Raw genomic sequence first — 25337 nt, forward strand, 5'->3', positions numbered from 1 at the left:
GCCGACGTCGGACAACCCGCTTCAGGCTTGGCCCGAGTCCAGGATCTCCAATGCGTGGGCCAGGTCCTGCGGGTACTCGCTGGTCACTGTAACCCGCTCCCCCGTCCGGGGATGATCGAACCCAAGCTGGCGGGCATGCAGCCACTGACGGGTCAGTCCCAGGGAGGCCGCGAGGCGGGGGTCGGCGCCGTACGTCAGATCTCCCGCGCAGGGATGCCGCAACGCTGAAAAGTGGACGCGGATCTGATGGGTGCGCCCTGTTTCGAGGTGTACTTCGACCAGCGAGGCCTTCCCGAACGCTTCGAGGACCTCATAGTGAGTGACAGAAGGACGCCCGTCCTCGATCACGGCGAAACGCCAGTCGTGGCCAGGGTGCCGGCCAATCGGTGCGTCGATGGTCCCGGCCAACGGGTCCGGGAGCCCCTGGACTACGGCATGGTAGACCTTGTCGACGGTTCGCTCCTTGAAGGCACGCTTCAGGGCTGTGTAGGCGTCTTCGGTCTTTGCCACCACCATCACTCCGGACGTTCCGACGTCGAGCCTGTGGACGATACCGGTCCGCTCGGGAGCACCGGACGTGGAGATCCTGTACCCGGCGCCGGCCAGGCCACCCACGACGGTTGGCCCCACCCATCCGGGAGACGGATGGGCGGCGACTCCTACGGGTTTGTCGATGACCACAAAGTCGTCATCGTCCAGCAGGATCTTCAGGCCTTCCACGGCTTCCTCCACGACTTCAAGCGGGTCCCGCCGTTCAGGCACGACGACGTCCAGCACTGTGCCGGGCTCGAGTTTGAGCGACTTTCCCACGGCCTTGCCTGCTGCCGTGACGTTCCCTTCGGCGATCAGGGTGGCGGCCAGCGAACGGGAGATGCCCATGAGCTTGGCAAGCCCGGCATCTACACGCGTCCCGGCGAGCTCAAGGGGAACAATGACGCGTTCAGGCACGGTGACTCGAGGATTTCTTGGTCTTGGTCTTGGTGTGGGTGTGGCGCGACCCGTCGAGGCCTATTCCTTTGAGGGTCAGGATGCAAATGATGGCCACAGCCGAAACCACTGCCGAGTCAGCGATGTTGAAGATCGCGAAATTGGGCAGCTGGATGAAATCCACGACGTGTCCCATGGCAAATGATGGTTCCCTGAGGACCCTGTCCGTCAGGTTGCCCAGTGCGCCTCCGAGCAGGAGCCCCAAGGCAAGTGCCCACCAGGCCGAACCCAGCCGCCGGAGCTGGAAAAGAATGGCGATCGAGACCACGGACATGATGATGGTGAAAACCCAGGTGACGTTCTCGCCGATGGAGAAGGCGGCCCCGGAATTTCGGATGTAGTACCAGTGAAGCAGCGGGGGCAGGACAGGGATGCGTTCGCCCTCCACCATCGTGCTGGTAACCCAGAGCTTGGTCAGCTGGTCAAAAACGTAGGCGAAAACAGCGAAACCGGCAAAGAGCGACATCAGGAGCAGTCGTCGCGGCCTGGGCTTGGCCGGGGACGGTTGCGCAGCGTCAGGGGCGAGTTCGTCAGTCATGAGGACTTTCATTGCGGTGCCAGCGAAAGCGCTGGGAGACGGGCCGTGGGTGTTGACCTGTCAGTTGCGGTCGGTGAGTTTCGGGTTAGTTGACACAATGGAAAAACCGGCGGCTAAGGAATCCCCAGCCACCGGCTTTCAGAATACTTCTAACAGACGCTAGTTGTTCGCTTCGACTTCCGGGGCCGCTACAGAACCTCGGGCATCCAGGTCGCGCAACTGGCCTTCGATGTAGGCCTTCAGGCGTGAACGGTAGTCCCGTTCGAATCCACGGAGCTGCTCAACCTTGCGCTCCAGCACGGACCGCTGCTGCTCGAGTGCCCCCAGAACCTTGCGGGACTTCTCCTGTGCGTCGTTGACCAGGCTGCTGGCTTCGATCTGTGCTTCTGCAATGATCTTGTCGCGCTGCTGCTCACCATCGGAAACGTGCTTGTCGTGCATCTGCTGAGCCATTGCCAGGAGTCCGGCAGCGGACTCGGCCGTGGGCGTGATCCCACCCGCACCAGGAGTGGCTACTGGGACGGCTGCCAATGCTGCGGCCTTCTCCGACTCCTGCTTGCGTGCTGCCTCAGCAGCCTTCGCCTCAGCCTCCGCCTTGGCGCGGGACTCGTCTTTGTCCGCCTTGACGGGGGCCGGCACCTTCTCTACGACGGGCGCCGCGACTGTCGACGTGGCAGGCGAGCCCGAACCGCCTTCTGCGAGCTTCTTACGAAGTTCGTCATTCTCCTGGTTCAGGCGCCGCAGTTCGACGACGATTTCGTCCAGGAAGTCGTCAACCTCGTCCTGGTCGTAGCCTTCGCGGAACTTGGTCGGCTGAAAGCGCTTGTTGACAACGTCTTCTGGCGTCAAAGCCATCTGGTCACCTCGTTGGTCTAGTTAGTCGGCGGCCTTCCGGCCGTCAAAACTACGGTACCTAAATATGGTCTCGTTCCTCTAATTCAACACGTCAATGTCAAACCAGAGTTTTTCCACGGCTTCGTGGCCCGATTCGGGGCCGCTTGCCAGCCGCAAGCTGTTATGAAAATTACGCGAAACCCCGGACGATTGCCATAGCGATGCTCACCGCAATGAACAACAGCAAAAAGCCCAGGTCCAGGGAGATCCCGCCGAGCCGCAAAGGCGGGATGAGCCGCCGCAGGAGGTTCAGGGGTGGGTCTGTGACAGAGTACACACCGTGGGCAGCAACGAGTGCAGCTCCGCGTGGCCGCCATTCCCGTGCGAACATCTGGACCCAGTCAAAGACCAGGCGGATGATCAACGCCACCAAAAAGAACAACAAAACCAGATAGACAAGACCGAAAACAATTCCCATGAGCTAACTCATATCTCCATGTTCATTCCGGAAACCGAGGCGTCCTGTAGAAGTCGTCTTGTCTATTTCAGCACAGATGCCAGACAGGCGGACCTGTCCGGCACCTGTCACAGGGGTGCTCTAGCTCTGGTTGAAGAAGCTGGCCTGGGTCTCACTGGCCTTCTTGTCGTCCCCGATGACCTCGATGTAAGAGGGCGACAGGAGGAAAACTTTGTTGGTGACCCGCTCGATACTCCCCCGGAGCCCGAAGACGAGGCCGGCAGAGAAATCAACGAGCCGCTTAGCGTCGCCCTCCCCCATGTCAGTGACGTTCATGATGACGGGGATACCGTCACGGAAGCTCTCACCGATGAGCTTGGCGTCGTTGTAGGACCGCGGATGGATCGTGGTGATCTGCCGGAGACCGGAGTTCTCTTCGCGACTCGATGCCGCGCGCTTAATAGGTGTCACTGGGGCACGGTACTCCTCTTCGGAGGCGTAGGACGCTTCCCGGGAGACCTCGCGGACAGGTGCCGGTGCGCGGCGTTCCTCGCGGTCATGCTCCATCGAATTGTCCTCACCCTTGTGCGATGTGTGATGCTCAGACTCGTAGTGTTCGTCGCCATCAGCGAGCCCAAGATAGATCATTGTCTTGCGCAGAGCGCCTGCCATGGTCGACTCCTTATCGTGTCCGTCAGCGGGCAGCTCAATTGACTTGACAGTACCGGAATCCCCGCCATTCTCATCCAGTACTTTGACGCTACCCCAACGCCGGACGCGAACCGAGAATATCCGAACCAATTCGGAGGTGTGTCGCCCCGAATTCTATTGCTGCTTCCAGGTCCTGGCTCATCCCGGCTGAAATGCCCGCCGCTCCGGTATGGACGGCGGTCATGGACGCAGAGATTGCGGCCAGTTTCTCGAAGGCTTTCCGAGGCTCACCGCCAAGTGGCGCCACGGCCATCAGGCCGGCCAATTCAAGGCCCTCAAGGTCGGCCAAGTAGTCGGCCAGGGACGCCACGTCAGCCGGAAGGGCACCGCCGCGGTGGCCTTGGGCATGCTCGTCGAGGTTGACTTGGATGAAGCACTTCAGTGGATCACGGCCGGAATTCTCAATCTGCACAGCAACAGCTTTGGCCAAGGCGCCCGCGATTTGAGGCCGGTCCACCGAATGGACTGCGTGGGCGTAGCGCACCACGGATTTGGCTTTGTTGCTCTGCAATTGCCCCACAAAATGCCAGCGCAGCCCCAGGTCTCCGAGCAGGCCGGATTTTTCCGTCGCCTCCTGGTCCCTGTTCTCTCCGACGTCCGTGACTCCCAGAGAGGCCAGGCGCCGCACATCTGCGGCGGGATGGAACTTGCTGATCACAATCAACTGGGGAGCGGTGGTGCGCCCCGCCGCCACTGTTGCATCCGCGATTCTCAGGTGAACGGCATTGAGTCGTTCGCTGAGTTCGGAGGTTCGAGGGTCGTTGACGTCCACTGAAGGATCAGTCATGCGTCCACACCAATCCTGCAAACCGCCCGGTCTCCCGGTTGCGGCGGTAGGAATACAGTGACGCGTTCTCCAGTGTGCATGGTCCCGCATATTCGATTGCGACGCCTTCAGCTTCCAGTTGGCTCCTGACGCCCGCCGGAAGGTCCAGCCCCGGCGTTCCCCATGAAGTTTGTGACCACGTCGCCGGTACCACAGCTGTCACGCTATCCCTCATGCTGCCGGGAACCTCATAGCATGAGCCGCAGATCGATGGTCCCACCCAGGCCCTGATATCCACTGCTCCGGCGTCGCGCATCTTTTGGATGGCAGCAGGCACGATCCCCGCGGCCACACCGGGGCGCCCAGCGTGGACGGCGGCGAGAATCGGCAAGGAGCCAGTACCCGCCGCGGGCTCGGCCACCATGACCACTGGGACACAATCTGCCACCATCACAGCCAGGGGCATTCCGCGGGAGACCAGACCATCGGCCGTAGGTCCGGCGGCGTCGTGTGCGGCACTACCGGTTTCCAAGATCAGGACGTCACTGCCATGTACTTGATTCATGTACTGGAAGTGCCGCGGTTTGATCCCCGACGCCGATTCCAGCAGGTCCCTGCGACGCCTGACTTCAGCAGGATCATCACCGACGTGCAACGCCAAGTTCCCGGCCGCGGCGTCGGTGAAGGCCACCCATGTGCCGGGGAGGACTTCATTTCGCCACGAAAACAATCAGAACACCTTCAAGAAATAGATGGGCGCCGGGTGCGCCACCGCGTCCCCATAGGCAGCCTAAGCCTATGTCACCTCGGGAAGTCAGGGTTACCTCAGGAAGTCAGCCTCACTTCAGGAAATCGGGCACGTCCAGGTCGTCAGAATGGCTCCCGGACAGGTCTGATTCCACAATGGAGGGGAGGTCGACGTCGAAACCTGAGTCAGCGGGCACAGCGGAGTGGCGCTGTTGACCCCAGTTGCTCAGGCCGGAAGCGCCGATCCCCGCGTGTACCGGCTGGGCTTGCACGGGGGAAGGAGTCTGGGCGGGCACTCCGACGGGCGCGGCAGCCGGCGCTGCCGGCCGCTGGGGAGCTGCCTGTGCAGGCGTCTGGTCCATGGAGGGCGACGTTGCCTTGACGTCATCAAAACCGGCAGCAATAACCGTGACGCGGGCTTCGTCCCCGAGCGCATCGTCGATGACCGCACCGAAGATGATGTTTGCTTCCGGGTGGGCAACCTCTTGGACGAGGCGGGCTGCTTCGTTGATCTCGAACAGCCCAAGATCGGAACCGCCCTGGATGGACAGCAGCACACCATGCGCACCGTCGATGGATGCCTCGAGCAGCGGTGACGCGATGGCGAGTTCTGCGGCTTTGACGGCACGGTCCTCGCCACGGGCGGAACCGATGCCCATGAGTGCGGACCCGGCGCCCTGCATGACGGACTTTACGTCCGCGAAGTCGAGGTTAATCAGGCCAGGCGTGGTGATCAGGTCGGTGATGCCCTGGACACCGGACAACAGGACCTGATCCGCCGAGCGGAAGGCATCCAGGACCGAAACGTTCCGGTCGCTGATGGAGAGCAGACGGTCGTTGGGAATGACGATCAGGGTATCGACCTCATCGCGGAGGGCATCAATTCCGGCTTCGGCCGAGCCTGCACGGCGGCGGCCTTCAAAAGTGAACGGGCGGGTGACAACGCCGATTGTCAGTGCACCGAGGGAACGGGCAATCCGCGCCACAACCGGGGCACCGCCTGTGCCTGTGCCGCCGCCTTCGCCGGCGGTCACGAAGACCATGTCCGCGCCGCGGATGACCTCTTCGATTTCATCAGCGTGATCTTCGGCAGCCTGCTTGCCGACCTCGGGGTTAGCCCCTGCGCCGAGGCCCCGTGTCAGTTCGCGTCCAACGTCAAGCTTGACGTCAGCATCACTCATGAGCAAGGCCTGGGCATCGGTGTTGATCGCGATGAATTCCACGCCGCGCAGACCTACCTCGATCATGCGGTTGACTGCGTTCACGCCACCGCCGCCGATGCCGACGACCTTGATGACGGCCAAGTAATTCTGCGGAGCTGCCACGTTACGTGTCCCTTGTTCGTGTCCTGATGCGAAACCTGATGGAGTCTAGCTTGAAACTTTCAACCTTAACCCTCGACCTGAGGGTTATAGTTATGTCAACTAACTCATGCCTGTGACGCTATTTCCTCTGCTTGCCACATTCAAATACCGCCACCGCGTGTCGTGGGAATACCCCCAAAATAGAGCTGTTTAACGGGTCACGGGGTGTCTGGGGACGCTGACGTCATAGACACGCACGGGGTTCTTCGGATCAGCCGGTGCCTTGAGCAAGGCCTCCAGCACTTTCGCTTTGAGCTCCTTCTCCCCCGCGTTTCCCCAGACAATGGTTTGCCCGTCAATCAGCTTGAGCTCAACGGCATCCGCGGACTTCGCCGAGGCATCTGAAAGCCTTGTCAGCACATCGGCCGGGAGGGCACCGAGCACAGCAGTGATGGCGTGGAACAGATCCTTCCCCATGGCCCCGCCGCCGCCGTCGATGACCGGCAATTGCACGCTGGACGGATCCGTGGTGCTGCTGAGCTGGACGCCCTCGATGTCCACCAGTTGATAAGTCCCGCCCTGTTTCAGGAGTGCGACAGGAACCCGCTCCTGAACCTGGACCAGCAGCCCGGAAGGAGGTCTTGCCTGCGCTGTAACAGCCTTGATCTGGACCAGGGGCTGCAGCAGCGCGCTGACCTCGGAGTCACTGACTTGCGGCAGGGGCCTGCCCTCCAGTGGTTTCAACGCCGCCTGGATCTGCTGGGTGGTCAGCATCTTCGTGCCCTGCACCGTAATGGTCCGGACAGCAAGCACCGGGGAGTAGATGGCGGCTGCAAGGAGCCCTGCCACCAATGCTGCAACGATGCTTGCCGCGATGATGATGTTCCGCCTGATCCGTCGCGCCCTGGGCTCTGGAAAGGTGAGCACATTGTCCGGGACGGCCGCCGAGGGCTGGTCTCCGAGGCCGCCCGCAGACTTGGATGCGGAAATGATCCCGCTGCGTAGCAGGTCAACACCACCTTGTGGCCTTCCCACTGCCAGCCTGCCCGAGGCTGGTTCGCCTGACGGGGTCGCGTCCGGGGCTGCTTTGCTGCCTGAGGGCTTGTAGGTTGGCCTCCGTGTGCTAGCCACTCAAAGCCTCCACGATGAGCGGGCCGTACGCAGTGACGTCCCCCGCGCCCGCAGTGAGGATGACGTCTCCGGGCTGGGCAGCGGCAGCCAATTGGGACACTGCTGTCCCTCCGGCCCCTACAAGCCTGCCGCCGGCTTGCAGGTACTGGGCAATCAGTTGGCTGCTGACTCCAGGGATAGGATCTTCGCGCGCCGGATAAATGTCCAGCACCAGGGCTGTGTCGGCCAGGTTGAGGGCTTCCGCAAACTCCCGGGCAAACTCCCGGGTGCGGGAGAACAAATGCGGTTGGAAGAGGACATGAACCTTGTGGTCTCCGGCAACAGAACGGGCGGCAGACAGGGCGGCCCGCACCTCCGTGGGGTGATGGGCGTAGTCATCGTAAACCCGGACGGCGCGGCCTTCGCCCTTGAATTCGAATCTCCGCGAGGCACCGGAGAAATCAGCGAGGGCCCTGGCTGCCAGCTCTGGTTCGACGCCAAGTTCACGAGCCACCGCAAAAGCCGCTGTCGCGTTCAGGGCATTGTGCAGCCCCGGAACCTTGAGGTCCAACCTGAAGCGTCCCTCGGGCGTGGACAACCAGATTCCATCCGGGCCTCCGTGGTGCAATCGGACCTCACAGTCCTCGGCGGTTCCGTAGATCAGGACCCTGGTAGTGGCTCCCGCCCTTATCCGATCCGCCAAGGCGCGCGCGCCGTCGTCGTCTCCGCAGACGATCAACAAGCCATCAGCCGGAAGGAGCGCCGCGAAGCGGTCAAAGGATTCGTAGACTGCCTCGGCTGTGCCGTAATGGTCCAGGTGGTCTGCTTCCACGTTGGTGACCACGGCGATCCTTGGCCGGTAGTTCAGGAAGGAGCCATCCGATTCGTCCGCCTCTGCAACGAAGATTTTGGATTTCCCGTGGGCGGCATTCACGCCGAGGGACGGTACGTTGGCACCGATTGCATAAGACGGGTCCAGCCCTGCCCCCTGGAGCAATACGGTCACCATGGAGGTAGTGGTCGATTTTCCGTGGGTGCCTGCAACCGTCACCACGTTATCGTCAGCCATCAGCGCGGCCAGGGCCTGCGAACGGTGCAGGACGGCGATGCCCCGGTTGCGTGCGGCCGCAAGCTCGGGATTGTCCTCACGGATGGCGGATCCGGCGACCACAGTTTCTGCGTCCCCGAGATTTGACGAGTCATACCCGACGGCGATGCGCGCCCCTGCAGCTGCCAACTCCGCCATCACCGGAAGGTCCTTGGCGTCGGATCCGCTGACCGCTACCCCACGGGCAACCATGATCCGGGCAACGGCGGACATTCCAACTCCTCCGATGCCGATGAAATGGACCTTGCCGAGGGAGTCCTGCGTCCGCGGCTCTGTCATTGGTCCAGGCAAAATCATTGGTTTACCGCTTCCAGGATGAGGCCGGCCATAAGCTGGTCGGCGTTTCTGATACCAAGTCGTTCAGCCTGTGCTGCCATCCGGGCAAGGCGTTCCTTGTCAGACAGCAACGGAATGATCTCCTTGCTGACCCACCCGGGCGTGAAAGACCTATCGTTCACCAAGAGCGCCGCACCGGCATTCACCAGCCCGGAGGCATTCAGGGCCTGTTCACCGTTTCCGATGGGCAAGGGAACGAATACAGCCGGCAAGCCCACGGCGGCAACCTCGCAAACAGTGGCGGCTCCGGCGCGGGCAAGGAGCAGATCCGCTGCAGCATAAATGGACTCCATACCGTCCACGTATTCGAGCTGCCGGTAACCCGCTGCCTTCAATGGACCTCCGTCCGGATCCTGCAGGGACTTTCCCCTGCCGGTGATGTGGAGCGTCTGGATGCCGGCATCCGCCAAGGCCGTGAGCGAGGCTGCGATGGTGCGGTTGATGCTTTGGGCACCCAGGGAACCACCGGTCACGATCAGGGTAGGGCGCTCCGGGTCCAGCCCAAGCGACATCCTCGCCGCCTTTTGCGCTGATGCCCGGTCAAGCCCGGCAATCTCCGGACGCATCGGCATCCCGACGTGCCGCGCACCCTGCAGCATAGTCCGCTCGAAAGCCACTCCAACATGCGTGCTGAGCCGGGCCCCGATGCGGTTCGCCAGTCCAGGTCGTGTGTTGGCTTCATGCAGGACGATCGGCACCCTGCGCCGCCAGGCAGCGAGATACATCGGCGTGCAGACATAACCGCCGACCCCCACCACAACGTCGGCCCGGGCATCGTCAAGTATTTTGCCCGCTTGCCGTACAGCGGCAGCCAGCCGCGCAGGCAGGCGAAGGAGGTCCAGCGACGGCCTGCGCGGAAACGGCACGCGATCGATGGTCGCAAGTTCAAACCCCGCAGCAGGGACAAGCCGCGTTTCCATACCGGTCGGCGTTCCGACGGCGAGAATCCTGGCTTCCGGACGGACCTTCCGTAGCGCGTTCGCGATGGCAAGGAGCGGGTTAACATGCCCGGCCGTTCCACCGCCGGCCAGGACCACGGAAAGTGAGGGGGACTTCGGGTTCATTGGAATGCTATTTCCGCTTTCGTGGGGAGTCTTTGCGTCCGGCCTTTGCCCGGCCCGGAAGCAGCCGCTTCGACTGGATGCCGGGTGCCATCTGGGCCCTGGCCAACGACAAGACTACGCCGATCGCACACAGGGACATCAACAATGCGGAGCCACCATAGGAAATGAAGGGCAGGGGCACGCCGATCACGGGAGCCAGGCCCGTAACTACGGCCATGTTGACTGTCGCCTGTCCCAACAGCCACACCATGATAGTTCCGGCCAGTACCCGGTGGAACAGGTCCTCCTGGGCAACCACAACCCGATAGATGGCTGCGCCGAGAATGGCGAAGAGGATCAGGACGACCAGGGTTCCGACGAGTCCCAGTTCTTCTCCGATGATGGCAAAAATAAAGTCGTTGTGTGCTTCCGGGATCCAGCTGTATTTTTGCCTGCTCTGGCCGAGTCCTACTCCAAGCCAACCGCCGGAGGCCAGGCCGTAGAGGCCGTTTGTGGACTGGTAGTTGGCATCACTGCCATTGGTGCAGGCCCCACCCGTCCACCAGGAGGTGATACGGCACATGCGGTTGGAGCTGGTTATGGCCATAACGGCGGTTCCTGCGGCAGCTACCAATCCAGCAAAGCCGAAAAGGTAAAGCGGTACGCCTGCAAAAAAGAGCGCGGCAGCAGTAATCATCATGATGATCATGGCTGTCCCGAGGTCATTGCCCAGCACAACCAGGCCGATGATGATGCCGGCCAGCGGCACAGCGGGGATCAGCGCGTGCTGCCAATGGCGAAGGAGCTTCCTTTTCATGGCCAACACGGTGGCCATCCAGAGAGCCAACGCGAGCTTGGCGGCTTCGGATGGCTGGAAAGTTATGCCGCCAAGATCAATCCAGTTTTTGTTGCCGTTGACTTCGTCGCCAATGACCTGGACCAGGACCAGGAGAACCAGGGCGATCCCCACTCCCGGCCAGGCGAAGCGCTTGAGCCAGACGACGTTAACGCGCGAAAGGATAAACATGAAGAACAACCCGATGACGGCGAACATGCCCTGCTTGAGGGCAGCCGAGTACGGTGATTCGCCAGCCGCGATCGCTTCAACGCTCGAGGCAGACAGGACCATCATGATGCCGATGGCGGTAAGGGCAAGTGTGGACCCCAGGATCAGGTAGTACGTTGAACCGTTGCGGGACGTACCGGTCCCCTCAAGTACTGACCAGAAACGACGGTATCCATTGCGGACTTTGACGGGAAGGGTTGTCTTGGCCTTTCCTGCAGTCGAAGCCTGCGCTGAAGTCGTAGCCTGCCTTGCCGTCGGGGCCTGCCGCGGCTTTGCCCCGCCCGTAGTAGCGGCGGTGCGTGCTGGCGTGCTGGCCATTCTTACTCCTCGCCGGTCCGTGCCTGCCCCTCCACGAGCTCGCTAACGGCCTCGATGAAGGCGTCGCCACGGTGAGCGTAGGAAGAGAACTGATCCATGGAAGCAGCCGCCGGTGCCATGAGCACGGTATCGCCCGGTGAGGCGATCTGAGCCGCCGCCGCAACAGCCTTCGCCATCACGTACCTGCCTGAGTCCGGTCCGGAACCCGTGGAGGCACCACCTGCCCCGGCAGTCTGCGTAGTTTCAGTGTCGCCCGTTTCCGCCCTGATCACCGGAACATCCGCAGCGTGTCGCTCAAGGGCAGCGGAAAGGTCAGCCACATCCTCCCCTATGAGGACCACAGCTTTGAGGCGGTGCGAATTTTCGCGCACGAGGTCGTCATAGCTGACGCCCTTCGAGAGCCCGCCGGCAATCCAAACGACGTTCTGGAAAGCCGCGAGCGATGCCGCCGCGGCATGCGGGTTGGTGGCTTTGGAATCATTGATCCACAGGATATCGTCGTAACGGGCAACAAGCTGGATGCGGTGATCGCCGGGGATGTAGTTCCGAAGGCCCTGCCGGACCGCGGACGCGTCCAGGCCATAGGCCCGCACCAGTCCGGCGGCGGCCAGGGCATTTGCCACCATGTGGCGGGGCGCCACCGGGCCGAGATCTGAGCGGGCAGCAAGTTCCGCGGCACTGTCCTTGCGTTCAGCGATGAAGGCACGGTCTACCAGGAGCCCTTCGACCACCCCCAGCATGCTGACGGCAGGTGTTGTTGTGGTGAAACCCACGGCGCGACAGCCTTCAACGACGTCTGCGTTTTCGACCATCCGTTCCGTTTCGACCTGCTCGGCATTGTAGATACAGGCCACCCGGGTCCGCTCATAGACCTTTGCCTTGTCAGCGAGGTACGAATCGTAGGAGCCGTGCCAGTCGACGTGGTCTTCGGCTACGTTGAGGCACACGCTTGCCAGAGGCGACACGGACTCGCTCCAGTGCAGCTGGAAGCTGGAGAGCTCGACAGCCAGGACGTCGTATTCCACAGGGTCCCGGAGGGCGTCAAGGATCGGCGTTCCGACATTTCCGACGGCGATTGCCTTCAGCCCTGCAGCCTGCAACATCGACTCGGTCAGTCCAACCGTGGTGGTCTTACCGTTGGTGCCCGTGATGGCGAGCCACTCCGCCGTCTTGCGCCCTGCACGTTCACGTACGCGCCAGGCGAGTTCGACGTCGCCCCAGACTGGAATGTGCGCACGTGCAGCAGCCGCCAAGAGGGCCTGGTCAGGCCTCCAGCCGGGCGAGGTAACGATGAGGTCAGGCACCGCGCCATCCACCCTGGGGATGGACTGAACTGCCGCATCACCGAGGAGGACGTCGACAGCCCCGACGATCTTCAGAGTGTCAGCCTGGGCCTGTGCCTTTGCGCTCGTCGAGGCATCTACTACGACTACCCGTGCACCCAGCTCTATGAGGGTGTCTGCGGCCGCAAAACCGGAAACGCCTATGCCGGTGACGACTACATGGAGCCCGGCCCAGTCCGAATCCCAACTGACGAGTCCCTTGAGCCGCAGCAGATTCGCTGATCGGGCCGCGGGGTCTAAGCCACGAATCAACGCGTTCACAGCAGCACGACCCATTCTGCGTAGAAGATTCCCAAACCAGCGGCCACGCATAGGCCTCCCAGTATCCAGAACCGGACCACAACAGTGACCTCGGCCCATCCTTTGAGTTCGAAATGGTGCTGCAGCGGAGCCATCTTGAAGAAGCGCTTGCCTTTGGTGGCCTTGAAATAGCCCACCTGGATGATCACTGACAGTGTGATGAGGACAAACAGACCTCCAATGAAGGCCAGGAGAAGCTCAGTCCGGGAGAGGATCGCGAAGCCTGCCACCGCTCCACCAATGGCGAGGGATCCCGTGTCTCCCATAAAGATCTTGGCCGGGGAGGTGTTCCACCACAGGAAGCCAACCAGTGCAGCGCTCATGATGGCGGCGAGGAGCGCCAGATCCAGGGGATCTCGGACCGAATAGCAACCCGCGCCGGCTTGCCGCGGTGAGCCGCAGGCCTGGTTGCTTTGCCAGATACCCATGACGGTATAGGCGCCAAAGACCATGACGGAAGCTCCTGCGGCCAGCCCATCCAGCCCATCCGTCAGGTTGACCCCGTTGGTCGCCGCCGTCACGATCAGGTTCGACCAGATCACGAAGAGAATGGCGCCGATGACCGTGCCACCAAAGGCAAGGTTCAACCACGGGATGTCCCGTACCAGAGAAATGTGGGTTGATGCAGGGGTGACGCCGTCTGCATCCGGAAATCCCAGTGCCATGACCGCGAAGGCGACGCCTACCACGCCCTGGCCTATGAGTTTGGCGGCAGGGTTCAGGCCAAGGCTCCGCTGCTTTGAAATCTTGATGTAGTCATCCAGGAAACCGACGAGGCCCATGCCCACGGCAAGGAACAGGAGCAGGAGCGCAGAGGCGGAGGGCCCGGGGGAACGCGGATTCATCATCCACATGATGAGGTGTGTCAGCCCGTAGCTCAGGATGACCGCAAAGACCACCACCGTTCCGCCCATCGTGGGTGTGCCACGCTTGGTGTGGTGTGACGTGGGTCCGTCATCCCTGATGAACTGGCCGTAGCTCTTGTGGACGAGCAGGCGGATGAACAGCGGGGTACCCACCAATGCGAACAGGAGGGCAAGGCCAGCACCGATCAGCAGTGCAATCACAGCAGTTCGCTCCCTTCATTGGTGGTTGGAGTGGCAGTTGCCGCGGCATGTGGAGGTAATGCTATCCGATCGCCCAAGTGCCTCAGCCCGATACTGTTGGAGGACTTGAAGAGGACGAGGTCCCCGGGCCGGAGTTCAGACTGGAGCAGATCGTAGGCTTCATCAGCTGTCTCGGTGAAAACACATTCATCTCCCCAAGATCCCTCCTGTACCGCTGAAACATAAAGCGAGCGGGCCTCTCTGCCAACCACGACAAGGCGGGAGATGTTCAACCGCACCACTTGGGTACCCACGGCAGTGTGTTCACGGATCGAGTCGGGCCCGAGCTCAAGCATGGCCCCAAGGACAGCCCAGGTGCGGCGCCCCTGCCCCAGGTCCGCAAGGGTCCTCAATGCCGCCCGCATGGATTCAGGGTTGGCGTTGTAGGCGTCATTGATGATGGTCACGCCATCGGGACGCTCCGTGCGTTCCATCCGCCACCGGCTGACGGCAGTCTGTGAACTGAGGGAACGGGCTATCTTCGGCCCTGGAATCCCTGCGGCGTGGGCTGCAGTGGCCGCGGCCAGCAGGTTGCCGACGTGATGTGCCCCGATCAGCCGGCTTGACACCGGAAGCCCCTGGCTTTCGCCAGGAAGAAACAGTTGGAACTCAGGATTTCCCGCGCTGCTGGTTTCGGCGTTGGCCGCCTGCACGTCTGCCTTCCTGCCCTGCCGCTCCGGCTGCGCCGAGAACCCCAGGACAGACGAGGACGTCCGGCTCTCCATGGCAGCCACCCGTGGATCATCGAGGTTGATCACGCCGATCCCGGTGGCCTCGAGTGCTTCCAGCAGCTCCCCCTTGGCCTTCGCAATGTTCTCTACGCCGCCAAATTCTCCCGCGTGGGCAGTTCCAACCCCCAGGACCACCCCGATGTCCGGGCGCACCATATCCGCGAGGTAGCGGATATGCCCGACGCCGGTGGCCCCCATCTCGATGACGAGGTACCGGGTTTCATACCCGGCTTTGAACACGGTGAGGGGAACGCCGACTTCCCCGTTGTAGGAGCCCTGCGGCGCTATGGTCTCGCCTTCGGCGGCAAGGATTCCCGCAAGCAGGTCCTTTGTGGTGGTCTTGCCCGCTGAGCCGGTAATGCCGATGACCGTCAGTCCGGTGCCCTCGGCCTCACGGTGCGCACGGATTCGGCGCACGGCCTCCGCGGCCAGCGCCCCCATGGCCAGCACTGCGTCCGAGACAATGACGGCGGGATAAGGCTCGCCAGAGGCCTCGGCCACGTCACGCTCCACGAGCGTGAGTACAGCTCCACGGTCAAAGGCCGCACCAACGTAGTCATGCCCGTCCGCGACTTCCCCCGGCTTGGCGACGTAGAGGGACCCGGGGGTGGCTTCACGGGAGTCCGTCACGACAGAAAGGGGCTTAATGGAGGGATCGGCGGCGAGGCGGCCGTTTGTTATGTTGGCAATTTCAGCCGCAGTAAATGAAATCATCTCGGTTTAGGACTCTATCCGCTGGTCTTCGAGAACCGAGAATCCACGGGCTGTCAAGGCGGCGCGGAGTTCCTCCCGGTCGTCGAGTGCGAGATTGACCCCTTGGACTTCCTGCCAGACCTCATGGCCCCGGCCTGCAATGAGGATGGTGTCCTCGGGCCGGGCGAGTTCAACCGCCTGCCTTATGGCCACGTCACGGGGAAAGCTCTCCATGACGGTGCAACCCAGCCCTTCTGCATCTTTCGCCGCTGCTGCACCGGCAAGGACGTCGGCCCGGATTCCGGCTGCATCTTCGTCATGGGGGTCGTCATCCGTGACTATGACAATGTCCGACGAACGGGCCGCAATGGCACCCATCGTCGGCCTTTTGCCTTTGTCCCTTTGCCCCGTTGCCCCGAAAACCACTATCAGCCGTGCGTCGGTGGTAGCAGGGCGTAACGCCTCCAAGGCACGTAAAAGGGCATCGGGGTTGTGGGCAAAGTCCACGACGGCGGCCGGCGACGACGCTACGAGCTGCATGCGGCCGGGAACAGAAGTGCTGAAGGGGTCGGCGGCGTCCAGCGCCTGCTGCAGTCGTTCCTCGTCCACACCGGATTGGAGCACCATGATGGTGGCCAGTGCCGCATTGGACACGTTGAAGGTGCCGGGCAATCCGGTGTGCACCCGGATCTCCCGGCCATCCCGGTGCCGGAGCCTGAAGTCTGTACCAAGTCCTCTGGGAACGGCTTCCACCACACTCCAGTCAGCATCGGCGGTCTCGTGGCCAACATGCGTAGAGAGAGTGACAACCGGGATCCCTGCGGTTCCCGCGAGCCGCCGGCCCCATTCATCGTCCACGGTGACGACACCGGCAGTAGCATGCGCGGATCCGAACAGCTGTGCTTTGGTGAGGAAGTAATCCTCCATGGTGCCGTGGAGATCCAGGTGATCCTGGGTGAGGTTCGTAAACCCGGCGACGTCGAAGATGACGCCGTCGACCCGGTGGAACGAAATGGCATGCGAGGAGACTTCCATGGAAACTGCATCCAGCCCCCGCTCCCGCATCAACGCGAGGAGCGCATGCACGTCGGTCGATTCCGGGGTGGTGAGCAAACTGGGGATGGGATCGCCGCCGGCAAGGATCTCAATGGTTCCGATCAGCCCGGGCGTCTTGCCAAGGCTTCTGAGAAGGGCATTGATGAAGTAGGTCGTCGTAGTCTTGCCGTTGGTCCCGGTCACTCCGAAGAGGGTGGGGGTGCCCTCTTTCCCTGCGCCGGTCCCGTACACGTGAGCCGCAAGCTTGCCCACCAGCGAGCGGGGATCCTGGGCGATCAGTACCGGCACTTCAATGTCTGTCGACAGTGCGAGCTGCCGCGCACCGGCGTCGTCCGTTATGACAGCCACAGCTCCTGTGGAAACGGCCTGGCCGACAAAATCGGCTCCGTGCCGGGTGGCACCAGGCAATGCCACATAGACGTCTCCCGGTTCCACTGTCCTTGAGTTGAGGGAAATGCCGGTGACGAGGATCGGCGCGGAGGCCTCGGGGACCACAACGCCCATTTCCTCGCCCAGGTTTCCAAGCGCCACCGCGGTGACAGAGGAGGGACGGAATGAGCCGCGTGTCGTGCTTTGCCGGCCTGTGTCGTCCCTGTCTGTGTTGTCCCGATCGGGAGCATTCTGGCCAGTGTTGGCGGCATGGGCATTGAGCTCTGACAAGTGGATCTCCGTTGGTGCTAGTTGATCACACCCCGGGCGAGAGAGTGTGCCCCCAAATACATGCGGTCGTGGACGTGCTACTTGGCGTACTGCGGCAGCCGGGCAGGTTCGCCGGTGGATGGCGGGACGTTGTAGGTCCGCAGCGTCTGGCTCATCACAGAACGGAACACCGGACCATTGGTGATTCCATAGATGCTGCCCTTGGGCCGTTGCAGGACCACTTCAACAATAAACCGCGGATTGTCCATCGGCGCCATTCCGACCATGGACGCCGTGTAGCCGCAATAGCCGGACTTTCCATCGTCACATGGTGATTCCGAGGTTCCGGTCTTGGCGCCGACGCGGTAGCCGTCGATGGCGGCATCTTTGATCTGGCCCTCGGTTACGGCGCTTTCGAGGATGTCCCGGACCTGTTGGGCCGTCTGCTTGGAAACAACTTCCCGTGCCGGTTTGGCGGGCACTTTTTCCTCAGTGCCGTCTGGACTGAGGTAACTGTCGATAAGCCTTGGCTGCAGCATCACTCCGTCGTTGGCGATCGCCTGATAAGCGCGGACGGTCTGAAGGGTCGACTGCGAGACGCCCTGCCCGAACAGAACCGTGTACTGCTGCCGGTCATCCCATTGGTCAGCAGGGGTCAGTATGCCCTTGGCTTCTGCGGGAAGTCCGATTTCAGGAGCCTCACCGATGCCGAATTTCTTCAGCCAGTCGTAGCGTTCCTGCCGGGTCAGGCGTTGTCCTGCCATCACTGTTCCTGTGTTCATCGACCAGCCGAGGATTCCGGCCAGCGTCCGGTCCTCGGTGCCGTGGTCAAAGGAATCGTTGAACGTCTGCCCGTCCACGCTGTACGACGGCGGAATGGTGAACTTTTCGAGGGGGCTGGACTTACCTTCGTCGATGAGGGCGGCGGCGGTGATCATCTTCTCCACTGAACCTGGCTCATACGCAGCCGTAACCGACCTGACACCTCGGTCCTTGGCATCAACCTTTCCAGGATCGTTAGGATCCGGAGCGTTCGTATCAGCCATCGCCACGATGTTGCCGGTCTTGATGTCCAGGACAGTGAGGACTCCCCACTCCGCACTGAGCTTGTCAGTCTGGCTTTGGATCGCCTGCTGGGCAAAGTACTGGAGGTCTGAGTTGAGAGTGAGTTTGATGTCCTTGCCGTCCTGGGCAGGGGTGAACTGGTCCACGCCAACGGGGATCCTCAATCCATCGGCTCCAATTTCAAAGAGCCGCTTACCCGGAGTGCCTTTCAGGATGTCATCCTGCGTCTGCTCCAGGCCCGCCTGCCCTGTTGTTCCGTCTTTAAGGAATCCAACAATTCCGCCCGCCACTGACCCGTTCGGATAGACACGTTTGCTGGTTCCTTCGGTTACGATTCCCGGAATCCGCAGCTTGGAAATCCTGTCTTCGACATCAGGCTTCAAATCCTTGGCGACTATGTAGTAGGGCTTCTCCCCCGTCAGCTGCTTTTTGAGCTCCTCTGAATCCTTGCCCAGGACGGCGGCGAGCTCGGAGATGCCCTGATCCCGGGACACGTCCACATACTTTTCCTCGCCGCTTACGGTTTCGAGGCGGGGGAACGACTGCGTTTTCGTATTGACCCGCTGGTCCACCACCACGTTGTAGCGGATGACGCTGCTGGCCAGGACAGTACCGTTGGCATCCAGTATGCTTCCGCGCTCAGCTGGAAGCACCGTCGGCTTGAGTCTGTTGTTCAGCGCAGCCTGGGCCAATCCCCCGGCGTCCAGGCCCTGAACCAGGAACAACTTTCCACCCACCACAAGAAGCAGCGAGAGCATCAGGCCCAGACCCAACCGCAGGCGCCTCGTAGGGCTCGCCACTTTCTTGGCTGCCGACTTGCCGGTGCTTCGCGCCACAATCGAATCCTTGCTGGTCATCCGTGGGTGGTCTGGGCTTGCCCCGGGCCGGAATGTTCTATTGGCCGGGCGTCTTCTGCTGCGGCGCCGGCACCGATCCTCCGTGAAGCTCTGCCGCGGGAGCGGCAGCAACCGGAGCAGGAGGCGTTACGGTCTGGGCGGGCGGTCCCGCAGGGGCTGCAGAGGCGGAACCGGATGCATTTGACGCTTCTTCCTGTTTCCGGACCGCGAGCGGCTCATTCGCACTGGCGGGCGGAACGACAGCAAGCTGACCGGCAACTGCAGGGGCGGCAATGACAGCGCCAGGATTCGCCCCCTTGGCAGCCGGCAATGCTTTTCCGGAAACACTGAGGTTAGACAAGTCAATCTGGCCTTTGCCTGACGACGCGACCATGCCCAGTTCCGTGGCCTTGGCAGCCAGGTTCTGTGGGGCATCGTAATTCTGAACCTGCTGTGTCAGATCCTGGTTCTGCTTCATCAGGCTGGACTGCTCACTTTTGAGCTGCACCAGCTGATACTGCGATGTCGAGACCGAGATGTTCAGCACGAGGACCACCATGAGCGCAGCGGCCAGCAACGCGAAGCAGAATACGACGAATGGGGCACGTCGTTTGGACGGCGTGGAGCGTACAAGGGACAAGGGGGTCCGGGGTTTGGTTCCTTGGCCTGGCGTCAGCGCCCTGGGTCCAAAGGCGTGGGCAGAGCTGCCGGAGACAAGTGGAAAGTTCTTGGCTGCTGCCGTGCTCATGCTGATCTCCTGGCTCTAATACGTTCTACGGCGCGCAACCGGGCTGAGGCCGCACGCGGGTTCTCGGCTATCTCATCCGCAGTGGGCACTTCGGTGCCCTTTGTCAGGGTCTTGAGCTCAGCTTTGTGCTGTTCGAGCTCGACTGGAAAGCCGAGTGGCGCTGACGACTTCGAACCTGCCTGAAAGACTGCCTTAACGATCTTGTCTTCCAGGGAGTGATAAGACATGACCACTACCCGTCCCCCCATAGCAATGGCTTCCACAGCGGCCGGAACAGCACGTTCAAGCACTTCCAGCTCCTCATTGACCTCAATTCGGAGCGCCTGGAATGTTCTCTTGGCGGGGTGACCGCCTGATTTTGCGGCAGCCGAGGGCACCACGGACCGGATCTGCTCGACCAGTTGCCCCGTGGTCTCAAATGGCTTTTCTGTCCGCGCCGCCACAATCCGGTTCGCGATCCGGCCGGCGAATTTTTCTTCGCCCCATTTGCGGATGATCCGCACCAGATCCTCTTCGCTGTAGCCGTTGACGATGTCGGCTGCGGTCTGGCCGCGGCTGGTGTCCATACGCATGTCCAGCGGGGCGTCAAAGGAGTACGCGAATCCACGTTCCCGTTCGTCGAGCTGCAGTGACGAAACTCCCAAGTCCATCAATATCCCATGGACTTCCGCCACACCGAGGTCCTGCAGAACCTCAGGAATCTCATCGTAGACAGCATGGACGAGGTCAGTGCGGGAAGAGAATGGTTTCAGCCGCTCGCCCGCAAGAGCCAGTGCCTCCTCGTCCCTGTCGATGCCAATCAGATGGAGGTCAGGATAGCGCTGCAACATCGCTTCCGAATGCCCGCCCATCCCGAGGGTTGCATCGATCGCGATGGGCGTCTCTCCGCGCTGCCGTGCTGCTTCGAATCCAGGAGCCAGCAAATTGATGCACCGGTCCCTCAGGACCGGCACATGGCGTTCGGACGTCGGTTTCGCCTGGTCTGGATCAGTCATACCTTCGTCCTTCCTTGCCATGGTCCTTGCGTGGCACTTCTTGAGCCAGATCCCCATCCGCGCCTATCGTGCTGTCCGCCTGGCTTCGGGGAAGTAAGCCAGGAGGACCATCCGATGGGCGGCTGGAGATCTCGTTCAAGAAACGCGATCGGTCGCTCGAGCCGGCAGCTCGAGCCCGGGATCTAGAGAATTCCCGGAATTGGGTCGTCGGTTTCTGAGAAGGAGGTCTCCTTCTCAGCCAGGTACTCGTTCCAGGCTTGGGCATCCCAGATCTCAGCACGGGATCCGGCTCCAATGACCGCCAGTTCCCTGCCGAGCCCTGCATATGCCCGGAGTGCGGGAGGAATAGTCACGCGCCCCTGCTTGTCAGGTACCTCGTCCGAGGCTCCAGAGAGAAAGACCCGGATGTAGTCACGAGCCTGCTTGGAGGAGATGGGCGCCTCCCGCATTTGCTCGTGAATTCTTCCGAACTCCCGCTCACTGAAGACGTAGATGCAACGTTCCTGGCCTCGAGTGAGAACCAAGCCGCTGGCAAGCTCCTCACGGAACTTCGCTGGGAGGATGATGCGCCCCTTTTCGTCCAGACGCGGTGAGTGCGTGCCAAGAAACACCTGGCCCCACCGCCCGTCTGTCGTCGGAAGCTGCACGTCCCCTGTGCTGCCACTACCCTCTTACATCCTCCACTTTACTCCACATTCCCCCACAGTCAACGCAACGCGGCTCGATCCAACGCTCTTGTCAAGGGCAACTTCCGCGGAAATCCGAGGTTTTACCTGCATGGGGAGAAGTGGAGGGACAATAACCCTTCCGAAGGCAGGAGGCCTTAAAAGCAAAAGGACCCGGCTCTGCGGGTCCTTTATCTTGCCTTCACCCCTGGTGCCTTACGCGGTGTGGGGGGAAGTGGGGAGTCAGCGTTGGTCAGGTATCGCCACGTCGCCGCTCGTCCCACCTTTCCTCCAGGCCATTCATGAACGAGCTGCGGGGTTTGCCAGGCTTTCGGCCTGGACGCCCCTTCGCGCCGCCTCCGGATGATCTCCGCATGGTGGCGAAGTAAACACCGGCTCCCATCACGACGAACCCAAGGACGCCGACGAAAATCATCTGCAATGAAACTCCGACTAACAGCAGCAGAACACCGGCGAGGGTAGCCAGCACGCCAATTACCATGTGCCGGGTAGACCATGTTCTGCCAGGATCCGAGCCCATGGAACTGGCAAACTTCGGATCGTCCTCATGCAGCTGCTTCTCCAGCTGCTCCAGCAGCTTCTGTTCGTGCTCCGAGAGCGGCATCACGACCTCCTTAAGTCGGCCAGCGTCGGGACTGTTCGCGGCCCTTGCCTCATATCCCACAACGTCCAACGTGCGTCTGAGGTTCCCGGGCACCTTCGGTGGTGAATTCCGGGAACATCCAGTTGTTCGAGGGAGCTGTCAGGGGGTTCAGGCTGAGAGTTCAATATGTCCAGACGTTCGAAATCTATGTACCTCTAAGGATAGTTTGTTGGGGCCGGTTCTGAAAGATACCGGCGGGGCGCCTGTGCCAGTGGAAGGCTTCTGGCAAGGCCGATCAGCCCGGATGATCCTCGGGGCCAAGGAGCCGCGCCGGAAGGAGCGATTTATTGCCGAATTTCCGGGTTACGCGATCCAGCGCCTGCTCTGCCGAACGCCAGTTGTCTTCCCGCCGGTCCAGGCTGAGTTGTAATGCCGTCTGCCCTGTCTCCTCGAGGTGTTCAGCACGCACCCCTATGAGCCGGACGGACATAGGACGATTGCCGAGCGAATCCAGCAATTGGCCCGCGACACCATAGAGAAGTTGGGCACTGTCTATGGGGGTGGTCACGCTTCGGCTGCGGCTAATGGTGGAGAAGTCAGCAAACCGGAGTTTCAAGGCCACTGTCCTGGCCACCAGACCCGCTGTGCGCAATCGGGTTGCCGTCCGGTGTGAAAGCCTAAGCAACTCGCGCCGCAGCACGGCGTCGTCGGCGGTATCTTCGGCGAAAGTCTCCTCCGCACCGATGCTCTTTTCCACTCTCACCGGGGTTACCGCTCGCGGATCGATTCCCCAGGACAAGCGGTGGACGTGTTCTCCGGATACCCCCAAAACCTTTTTGAGCGACTGAACCGGAGTTGCTGCCACGTCAGCGACCGTCCTGATGCCCATCCGGGCCAGGACCTCCACTGACTTTGCCCCCACTCCCCACAATGCATCCACGGGGAGGCTGTGAAGGTACGGGATGGTCTCCTCCGGTGTGATGAGGAGGAGCCCGTCCGGTTTGCATCGCGTCGAGGCTATCTTTGCAACGAACTTGCTGGCGGCAATTCCGACGGAAGCGGTAATACCCAACTCATCCCTGACCCGGCGTCGGATAAGTTCACCGATATCCCGGGGTGAGCCGAGACGCCGGATGGCCCCGCCTACATCCAGAAAGGCCTCATCGACACTCAGCGGCTCCACAAGCTGGGTGATGGATTCGAAAATTCCCATCAGCTCTGCTGAAACTTCGTAGTAGAGCTTATGGCGCGGCTCGATGATGACCGCACGGGGACACATTCTCTGGGCCACCACCATAGGCATGGCGGACTTGATCCCAAATGCCCGGGCCTCATAAGAGGCTGACAGCACAACGGACCGGTCGGCAGGATGCCCGACGATCACCGGTTTTCCCACGAGTTCAGGCCGGCTCCGGAGTTCGACAGAAACAAAAAAGGCGTCCATGTCAACATGCATAATGCTGCTGCGCCGGAGCTCCCGAAGAGCTGCTTCGGGCGGTTGAAGGTTCTTATCCGGCAGCACAGCTCAATCCTAGTCCCGGGGACTGACTAAACTGGAGGCTGAATCCGGCGTCGACCCTAGAAGGAGTACCTGTGAAGGGTATGGGAAAGCTGAAACCAACAGGCCTTGCACTATTGGCAGCCGCAACACTGCTCACTACGGCAGCATGCACTCCCACGGCTCCAGGTAATGGCTCGTCTCCCGAGCCCTCCGCCTCGAACCAAAGCGCTACGGGATCAGCCACTGCAACAGCATCCGCTCCTACCTCCCCGGATCCGTCCGCTTCACCCTCACCCTCGGCAACGGTCGGAGCTCTTGTGGAGGGCTTTCCCTCAAAACTGCTGCCGCTGATGCCTGGAGCAAAAGTGGTTTCGAGCAGTTTTGATAAGACGGGCACCCCTGCGACTGCGGCCATAGTCGGCAGTGTTGGCGCCCCGGCCGCTGATGTCCTAACCTTCTACACGAAGGAGTTGGAAGCGCAGGGCTTCAAAGCCGTCCCTGGGGAGTCGGTAGAAACAGTAACTTCCAAAGACTTCCTCAGAGGTGAGAACGAAACGATCAATGTGGCGGTGGTTCACAACGGAGGAGTATCTACCTTCACGATCGGCGCTAACGTCTCCCCTGAGTCCGCCAAGTGACGACAGCTGAACAGCTGCGCCTGGAGCAAACGGCCTATGTCGCCGCCGTCGCCGGCAAGCTGAATGACTTCCTGACCTCGCGGCAAAACATCATGTCCACTATTTCCCAGGACATCGACCCGCTCATGGGCTCCATCGCGAACCTGGTGACGGGCGGCAAACGCCTGCGGGCGCTGATGTGCTATTGGGGTTGGCGTGGGGCCGGCGGAAATGCCTCGGCCTCAGAAGTTGTCACCGCCGGATCGGCCCTCGAGCTGTTCCAGGCCGCCGCCTTGATCCATGACGACATCATCGACCGGTCCGATACCCGGCGAGGCGGACCCAGTGTCCACCGCCGCTTCACCCAACTGCACGCAGATCAGGGCTGGTCGCTGGACAGCGAACGCTTTGGACACGCTGCGGCCATTCTCACCGGCGATCTCTGCTTGTCCTTCAGCGAAGAGTCGTTTACAGACATCGGGGAACGTGCTGCCTCGGGAAGTCAGGCCCGGCTGATCTTCAACCTGATGCGGGCTGAAGTTATGGCCGGTCAATACCTGGACATCCTGGAAGAAGTGGCGGGACCGGTGCGCGACCGTGCAGGCGCCGTGACCCGGGCTCAATCAATCATCAGGTTCAAATCCGCCAAGTACTCCACAGAACATCCGTTGGCCCTGGGTGGTGCTTTGGCGGGGGCCTCCGAGGAATTGCTCCGCGGGTACTCGGCCTTCGCACTCCCGCTGGGAGAGGCATTTCAGTTACGCGATGACGTCCTGGGCGTTTTCGGGGATCCTGCGACTACAGGAAAACCGGCCGGAGACGATTTGAAGGAAGGCAAACGGACCGTGTTGGTCGCATTCGCCTTGGATCTCGCCACACCTCAGGAATCGGCCTTCATCGATTCATGCCTTGGCCGGCCCGACCTTACTGATGAAGACATTGCGGAGATCCGGCGCATCATTGTGGATTGCGGGGCATTGCAGGCAACCGAAGTGCTTATTGACGAGTTTGGGTCCGCAGCCTTCGCGGCCTTGGATCTGCTCCCCTTGGAGGACCTACCCAAGACCGCATTGCGGAAACTCGCCGAAGCCACGGTCAGCCGGGCAGCCTGAG

Annotated in this window: 24 protein-coding genes; 2 read left to right on the forward strand and 22 right to left on the reverse strand. The window is 61.6% G+C overall.

Annotation, left to right across the window (positions count from 1 at the left end; all coding sequences use genetic code 11):
• Positions 1-21: 21 nt before the first annotated feature.
• From MU551_RS12750 to dinB, 22 genes are all read right to left on the reverse strand, one after another.
• Positions 22-948: an RluA family pseudouridine synthase gene (locus MU551_RS12750; RefSeq protein WP_247045078.1), complete on the reverse strand. Its 927-nt coding sequence runs from the start codon at positions 946-948 to the stop codon at positions 22-24.
• A complete protein-coding gene (gene lspA, locus MU551_RS12755; protein ID WP_247045080.1) occupies positions 941-1525 on the reverse strand; it encodes a signal peptidase II in 585 nt (194 codons plus the stop codon). The genes MU551_RS12750 and lspA overlap by 8 nt, the downstream gene beginning before the upstream one ends.
• Positions 1526-1684: 159 nt before the next feature.
• Positions 1685-2380, reverse strand: coding sequence for a DivIVA domain-containing protein (locus MU551_RS12760; protein WP_247045082.1), 696 nt, complete (start codon positions 2378-2380; stop codon positions 1685-1687).
• Positions 2381-2549: 169 nt separating this feature from the next.
• The gene (locus MU551_RS12765) at positions 2550-2837 is read right to left on the reverse strand and encodes a YggT family protein (RefSeq protein WP_247045084.1); all 288 of its coding nucleotides are present in this window, start codon (positions 2835-2837) and stop codon (positions 2550-2552) included.
• 120 nt (positions 2838-2957) lie between these two features.
• Positions 2958-3488 carry a cell division protein SepF gene (locus MU551_RS12770; protein ID WP_247045086.1) on the reverse strand — a complete coding sequence of 177 codons (531 nt, stop codon included), beginning with the start codon at positions 3486-3488 and terminating at the stop codon, positions 2958-2960.
• Between the two features lie 88 nt (positions 3489-3576).
• On the reverse strand, positions 3577-4314 hold the full coding sequence (locus tag MU551_RS12775; RefSeq protein WP_247045088.1) for a YggS family pyridoxal phosphate-dependent enzyme: 738 nt from the start codon (positions 4312-4314) through the stop codon (positions 3577-3579).
• Positions 4307-5023, reverse strand: coding sequence for a purine nucleoside phosphorylase YfiH/LACC1 family protein (locus MU551_RS12780; RefSeq protein WP_247045090.1), 717 nt, complete (start codon positions 5021-5023; stop codon positions 4307-4309). The genes MU551_RS12775 and MU551_RS12780 overlap by 8 nt, the downstream gene beginning before the upstream one ends.
• A 109-nt stretch (positions 5024-5132) precedes the next feature.
• Positions 5133-6365 (reverse strand): cell division protein FtsZ, encoded by a 1233-nt coding sequence (gene ftsZ, locus MU551_RS12785; protein ID WP_247045092.1) that lies wholly within the window; start codon positions 6363-6365, stop codon positions 5133-5135.
• A gap of 189 nt (positions 6366-6554) precedes the next feature.
• Positions 6555-7475 (reverse strand): cell division protein FtsQ/DivIB, encoded by a 921-nt coding sequence (locus tag MU551_RS12790; protein WP_247045094.1) that lies wholly within the window; start codon positions 7473-7475, stop codon positions 6555-6557.
• Entirely contained in the window at positions 7468-8841 is a 1374-nt protein-coding gene (gene murC, locus MU551_RS12795) for a UDP-N-acetylmuramate--L-alanine ligase (RefSeq protein ID WP_247045096.1), read from the reverse strand. The genes MU551_RS12790 and murC overlap by 8 nt, the downstream gene beginning before the upstream one ends.
• Positions 8842-8855: 14 nt before the next feature.
• Positions 8856-9962, reverse strand: coding sequence for an undecaprenyldiphospho-muramoylpentapeptide beta-N-acetylglucosaminyltransferase (gene murG / locus MU551_RS12800; RefSeq protein ID WP_247045098.1), 1107 nt, complete (start codon positions 9960-9962; stop codon positions 8856-8858).
• A gap of 7 nt (positions 9963-9969) precedes the next feature.
• Positions 9970-11325 (reverse strand): putative lipid II flippase FtsW, encoded by a 1356-nt coding sequence (gene ftsW, locus MU551_RS12805; RefSeq protein ID WP_247045100.1) that lies wholly within the window; start codon positions 11323-11325, stop codon positions 9970-9972.
• A 2-nt stretch (positions 11326-11327) separates the two neighbouring features.
• Positions 11328-12944, reverse strand: a complete 1617-nt coding sequence (gene murD, locus MU551_RS12810) for a UDP-N-acetylmuramoyl-L-alanine--D-glutamate ligase (RefSeq protein ID WP_247045102.1) — start codon at positions 12942-12944, stop codon at positions 11328-11330.
• Positions 12926-14035: a phospho-N-acetylmuramoyl-pentapeptide-transferase gene (mraY, locus tag MU551_RS12815; protein ID WP_247045104.1), complete on the reverse strand. Its 1110-nt coding sequence runs from the start codon at positions 14033-14035 to the stop codon at positions 12926-12928. The genes murD and mraY overlap by 19 nt, the downstream gene beginning before the upstream one ends.
• Positions 14032-15519, reverse strand: a complete 1488-nt coding sequence (locus tag MU551_RS12820; RefSeq protein WP_247045106.1) for a UDP-N-acetylmuramoyl-tripeptide--D-alanyl-D-alanine ligase — start codon at positions 15517-15519, stop codon at positions 14032-14034. Before MU551_RS12820 ends, mraY begins: the two co-directional genes overlap by 4 nt.
• Positions 15520-15525: 6 nt before the next feature.
• Positions 15526-17058, reverse strand: a complete 1533-nt coding sequence (locus tag MU551_RS12825; protein ID WP_504871029.1) for a UDP-N-acetylmuramoyl-L-alanyl-D-glutamate--2,6-diaminopimelate ligase — start codon at positions 17056-17058, stop codon at positions 15526-15528.
• A gap of 233 nt (positions 17059-17291) precedes the next feature.
• On the reverse strand, positions 17292-19094 hold the full coding sequence (locus tag MU551_RS12830) for a peptidoglycan D,D-transpeptidase FtsI family protein (RefSeq protein ID WP_247045108.1): 1803 nt from the start codon (positions 19092-19094) through the stop codon (positions 17292-17294).
• Between the two features lie 58 nt (positions 19095-19152).
• On the reverse strand, positions 19153-19842 hold the full coding sequence (gene ftsL / locus MU551_RS12835) for a cell division protein FtsL (RefSeq protein ID WP_247045110.1): 690 nt from the start codon (positions 19840-19842) through the stop codon (positions 19153-19155).
• A complete protein-coding gene (gene rsmH, locus MU551_RS12840) occupies positions 19839-20837 on the reverse strand; it encodes a 16S rRNA (cytosine(1402)-N(4))-methyltransferase RsmH (protein ID WP_247045112.1) in 999 nt (332 codons plus the stop codon). The genes ftsL and rsmH overlap by 4 nt, the downstream gene beginning before the upstream one ends.
• A 182-nt stretch (positions 20838-21019) precedes the next feature.
• The gene (mraZ, locus tag MU551_RS12845) at positions 21020-21448 is read right to left on the reverse strand and encodes a division/cell wall cluster transcriptional repressor MraZ (protein ID WP_247045223.1); all 429 of its coding nucleotides are present in this window, start codon (positions 21446-21448) and stop codon (positions 21020-21022) included.
• A 307-nt stretch (positions 21449-21755) separates the two neighbouring features.
• Positions 21756-22127 (reverse strand): SCO2097 family morphological protein, encoded by a 372-nt coding sequence (locus MU551_RS12850; protein WP_247045114.1) that lies wholly within the window; start codon positions 22125-22127, stop codon positions 21756-21758.
• Between the two features lie 274 nt (positions 22128-22401).
• On the reverse strand, positions 22402-23562 hold the full coding sequence (gene dinB, locus MU551_RS12855) for a DNA polymerase IV (RefSeq protein ID WP_281507154.1): 1161 nt from the start codon (positions 23560-23562) through the stop codon (positions 22402-22404).
• A 137-nt stretch (positions 23563-23699) separates the two neighbouring features.
• On the opposite strand from dinB, the gene MU551_RS12860 reads away from it, so the two are divergent.
• Together MU551_RS12860 and MU551_RS12865 are read left to right on the forward strand one after the other, a co-directional pair.
• The gene (locus MU551_RS12860; RefSeq protein WP_247045119.1) at positions 23700-24245 is read left to right on the forward strand and encodes a hypothetical protein; all 546 of its coding nucleotides are present in this window, start codon (positions 23700-23702) and stop codon (positions 24243-24245) included.
• Entirely contained in the window at positions 24242-25336 is a 1095-nt protein-coding gene (locus MU551_RS12865) for a polyprenyl synthetase family protein (RefSeq protein WP_247045121.1), read from the forward strand. The genes MU551_RS12860 and MU551_RS12865 overlap by 4 nt, the downstream gene beginning before the upstream one ends.
• Position 25337: the final 1 nt, after the last annotated feature.

This window comes from Arthrobacter rhizosphaerae (assembly GCF_023062595.1).
Taxonomy (GTDB): domain Bacteria; phylum Actinomycetota; class Actinomycetes; order Actinomycetales; family Micrococcaceae; genus Arthrobacter; species Arthrobacter rhizosphaerae.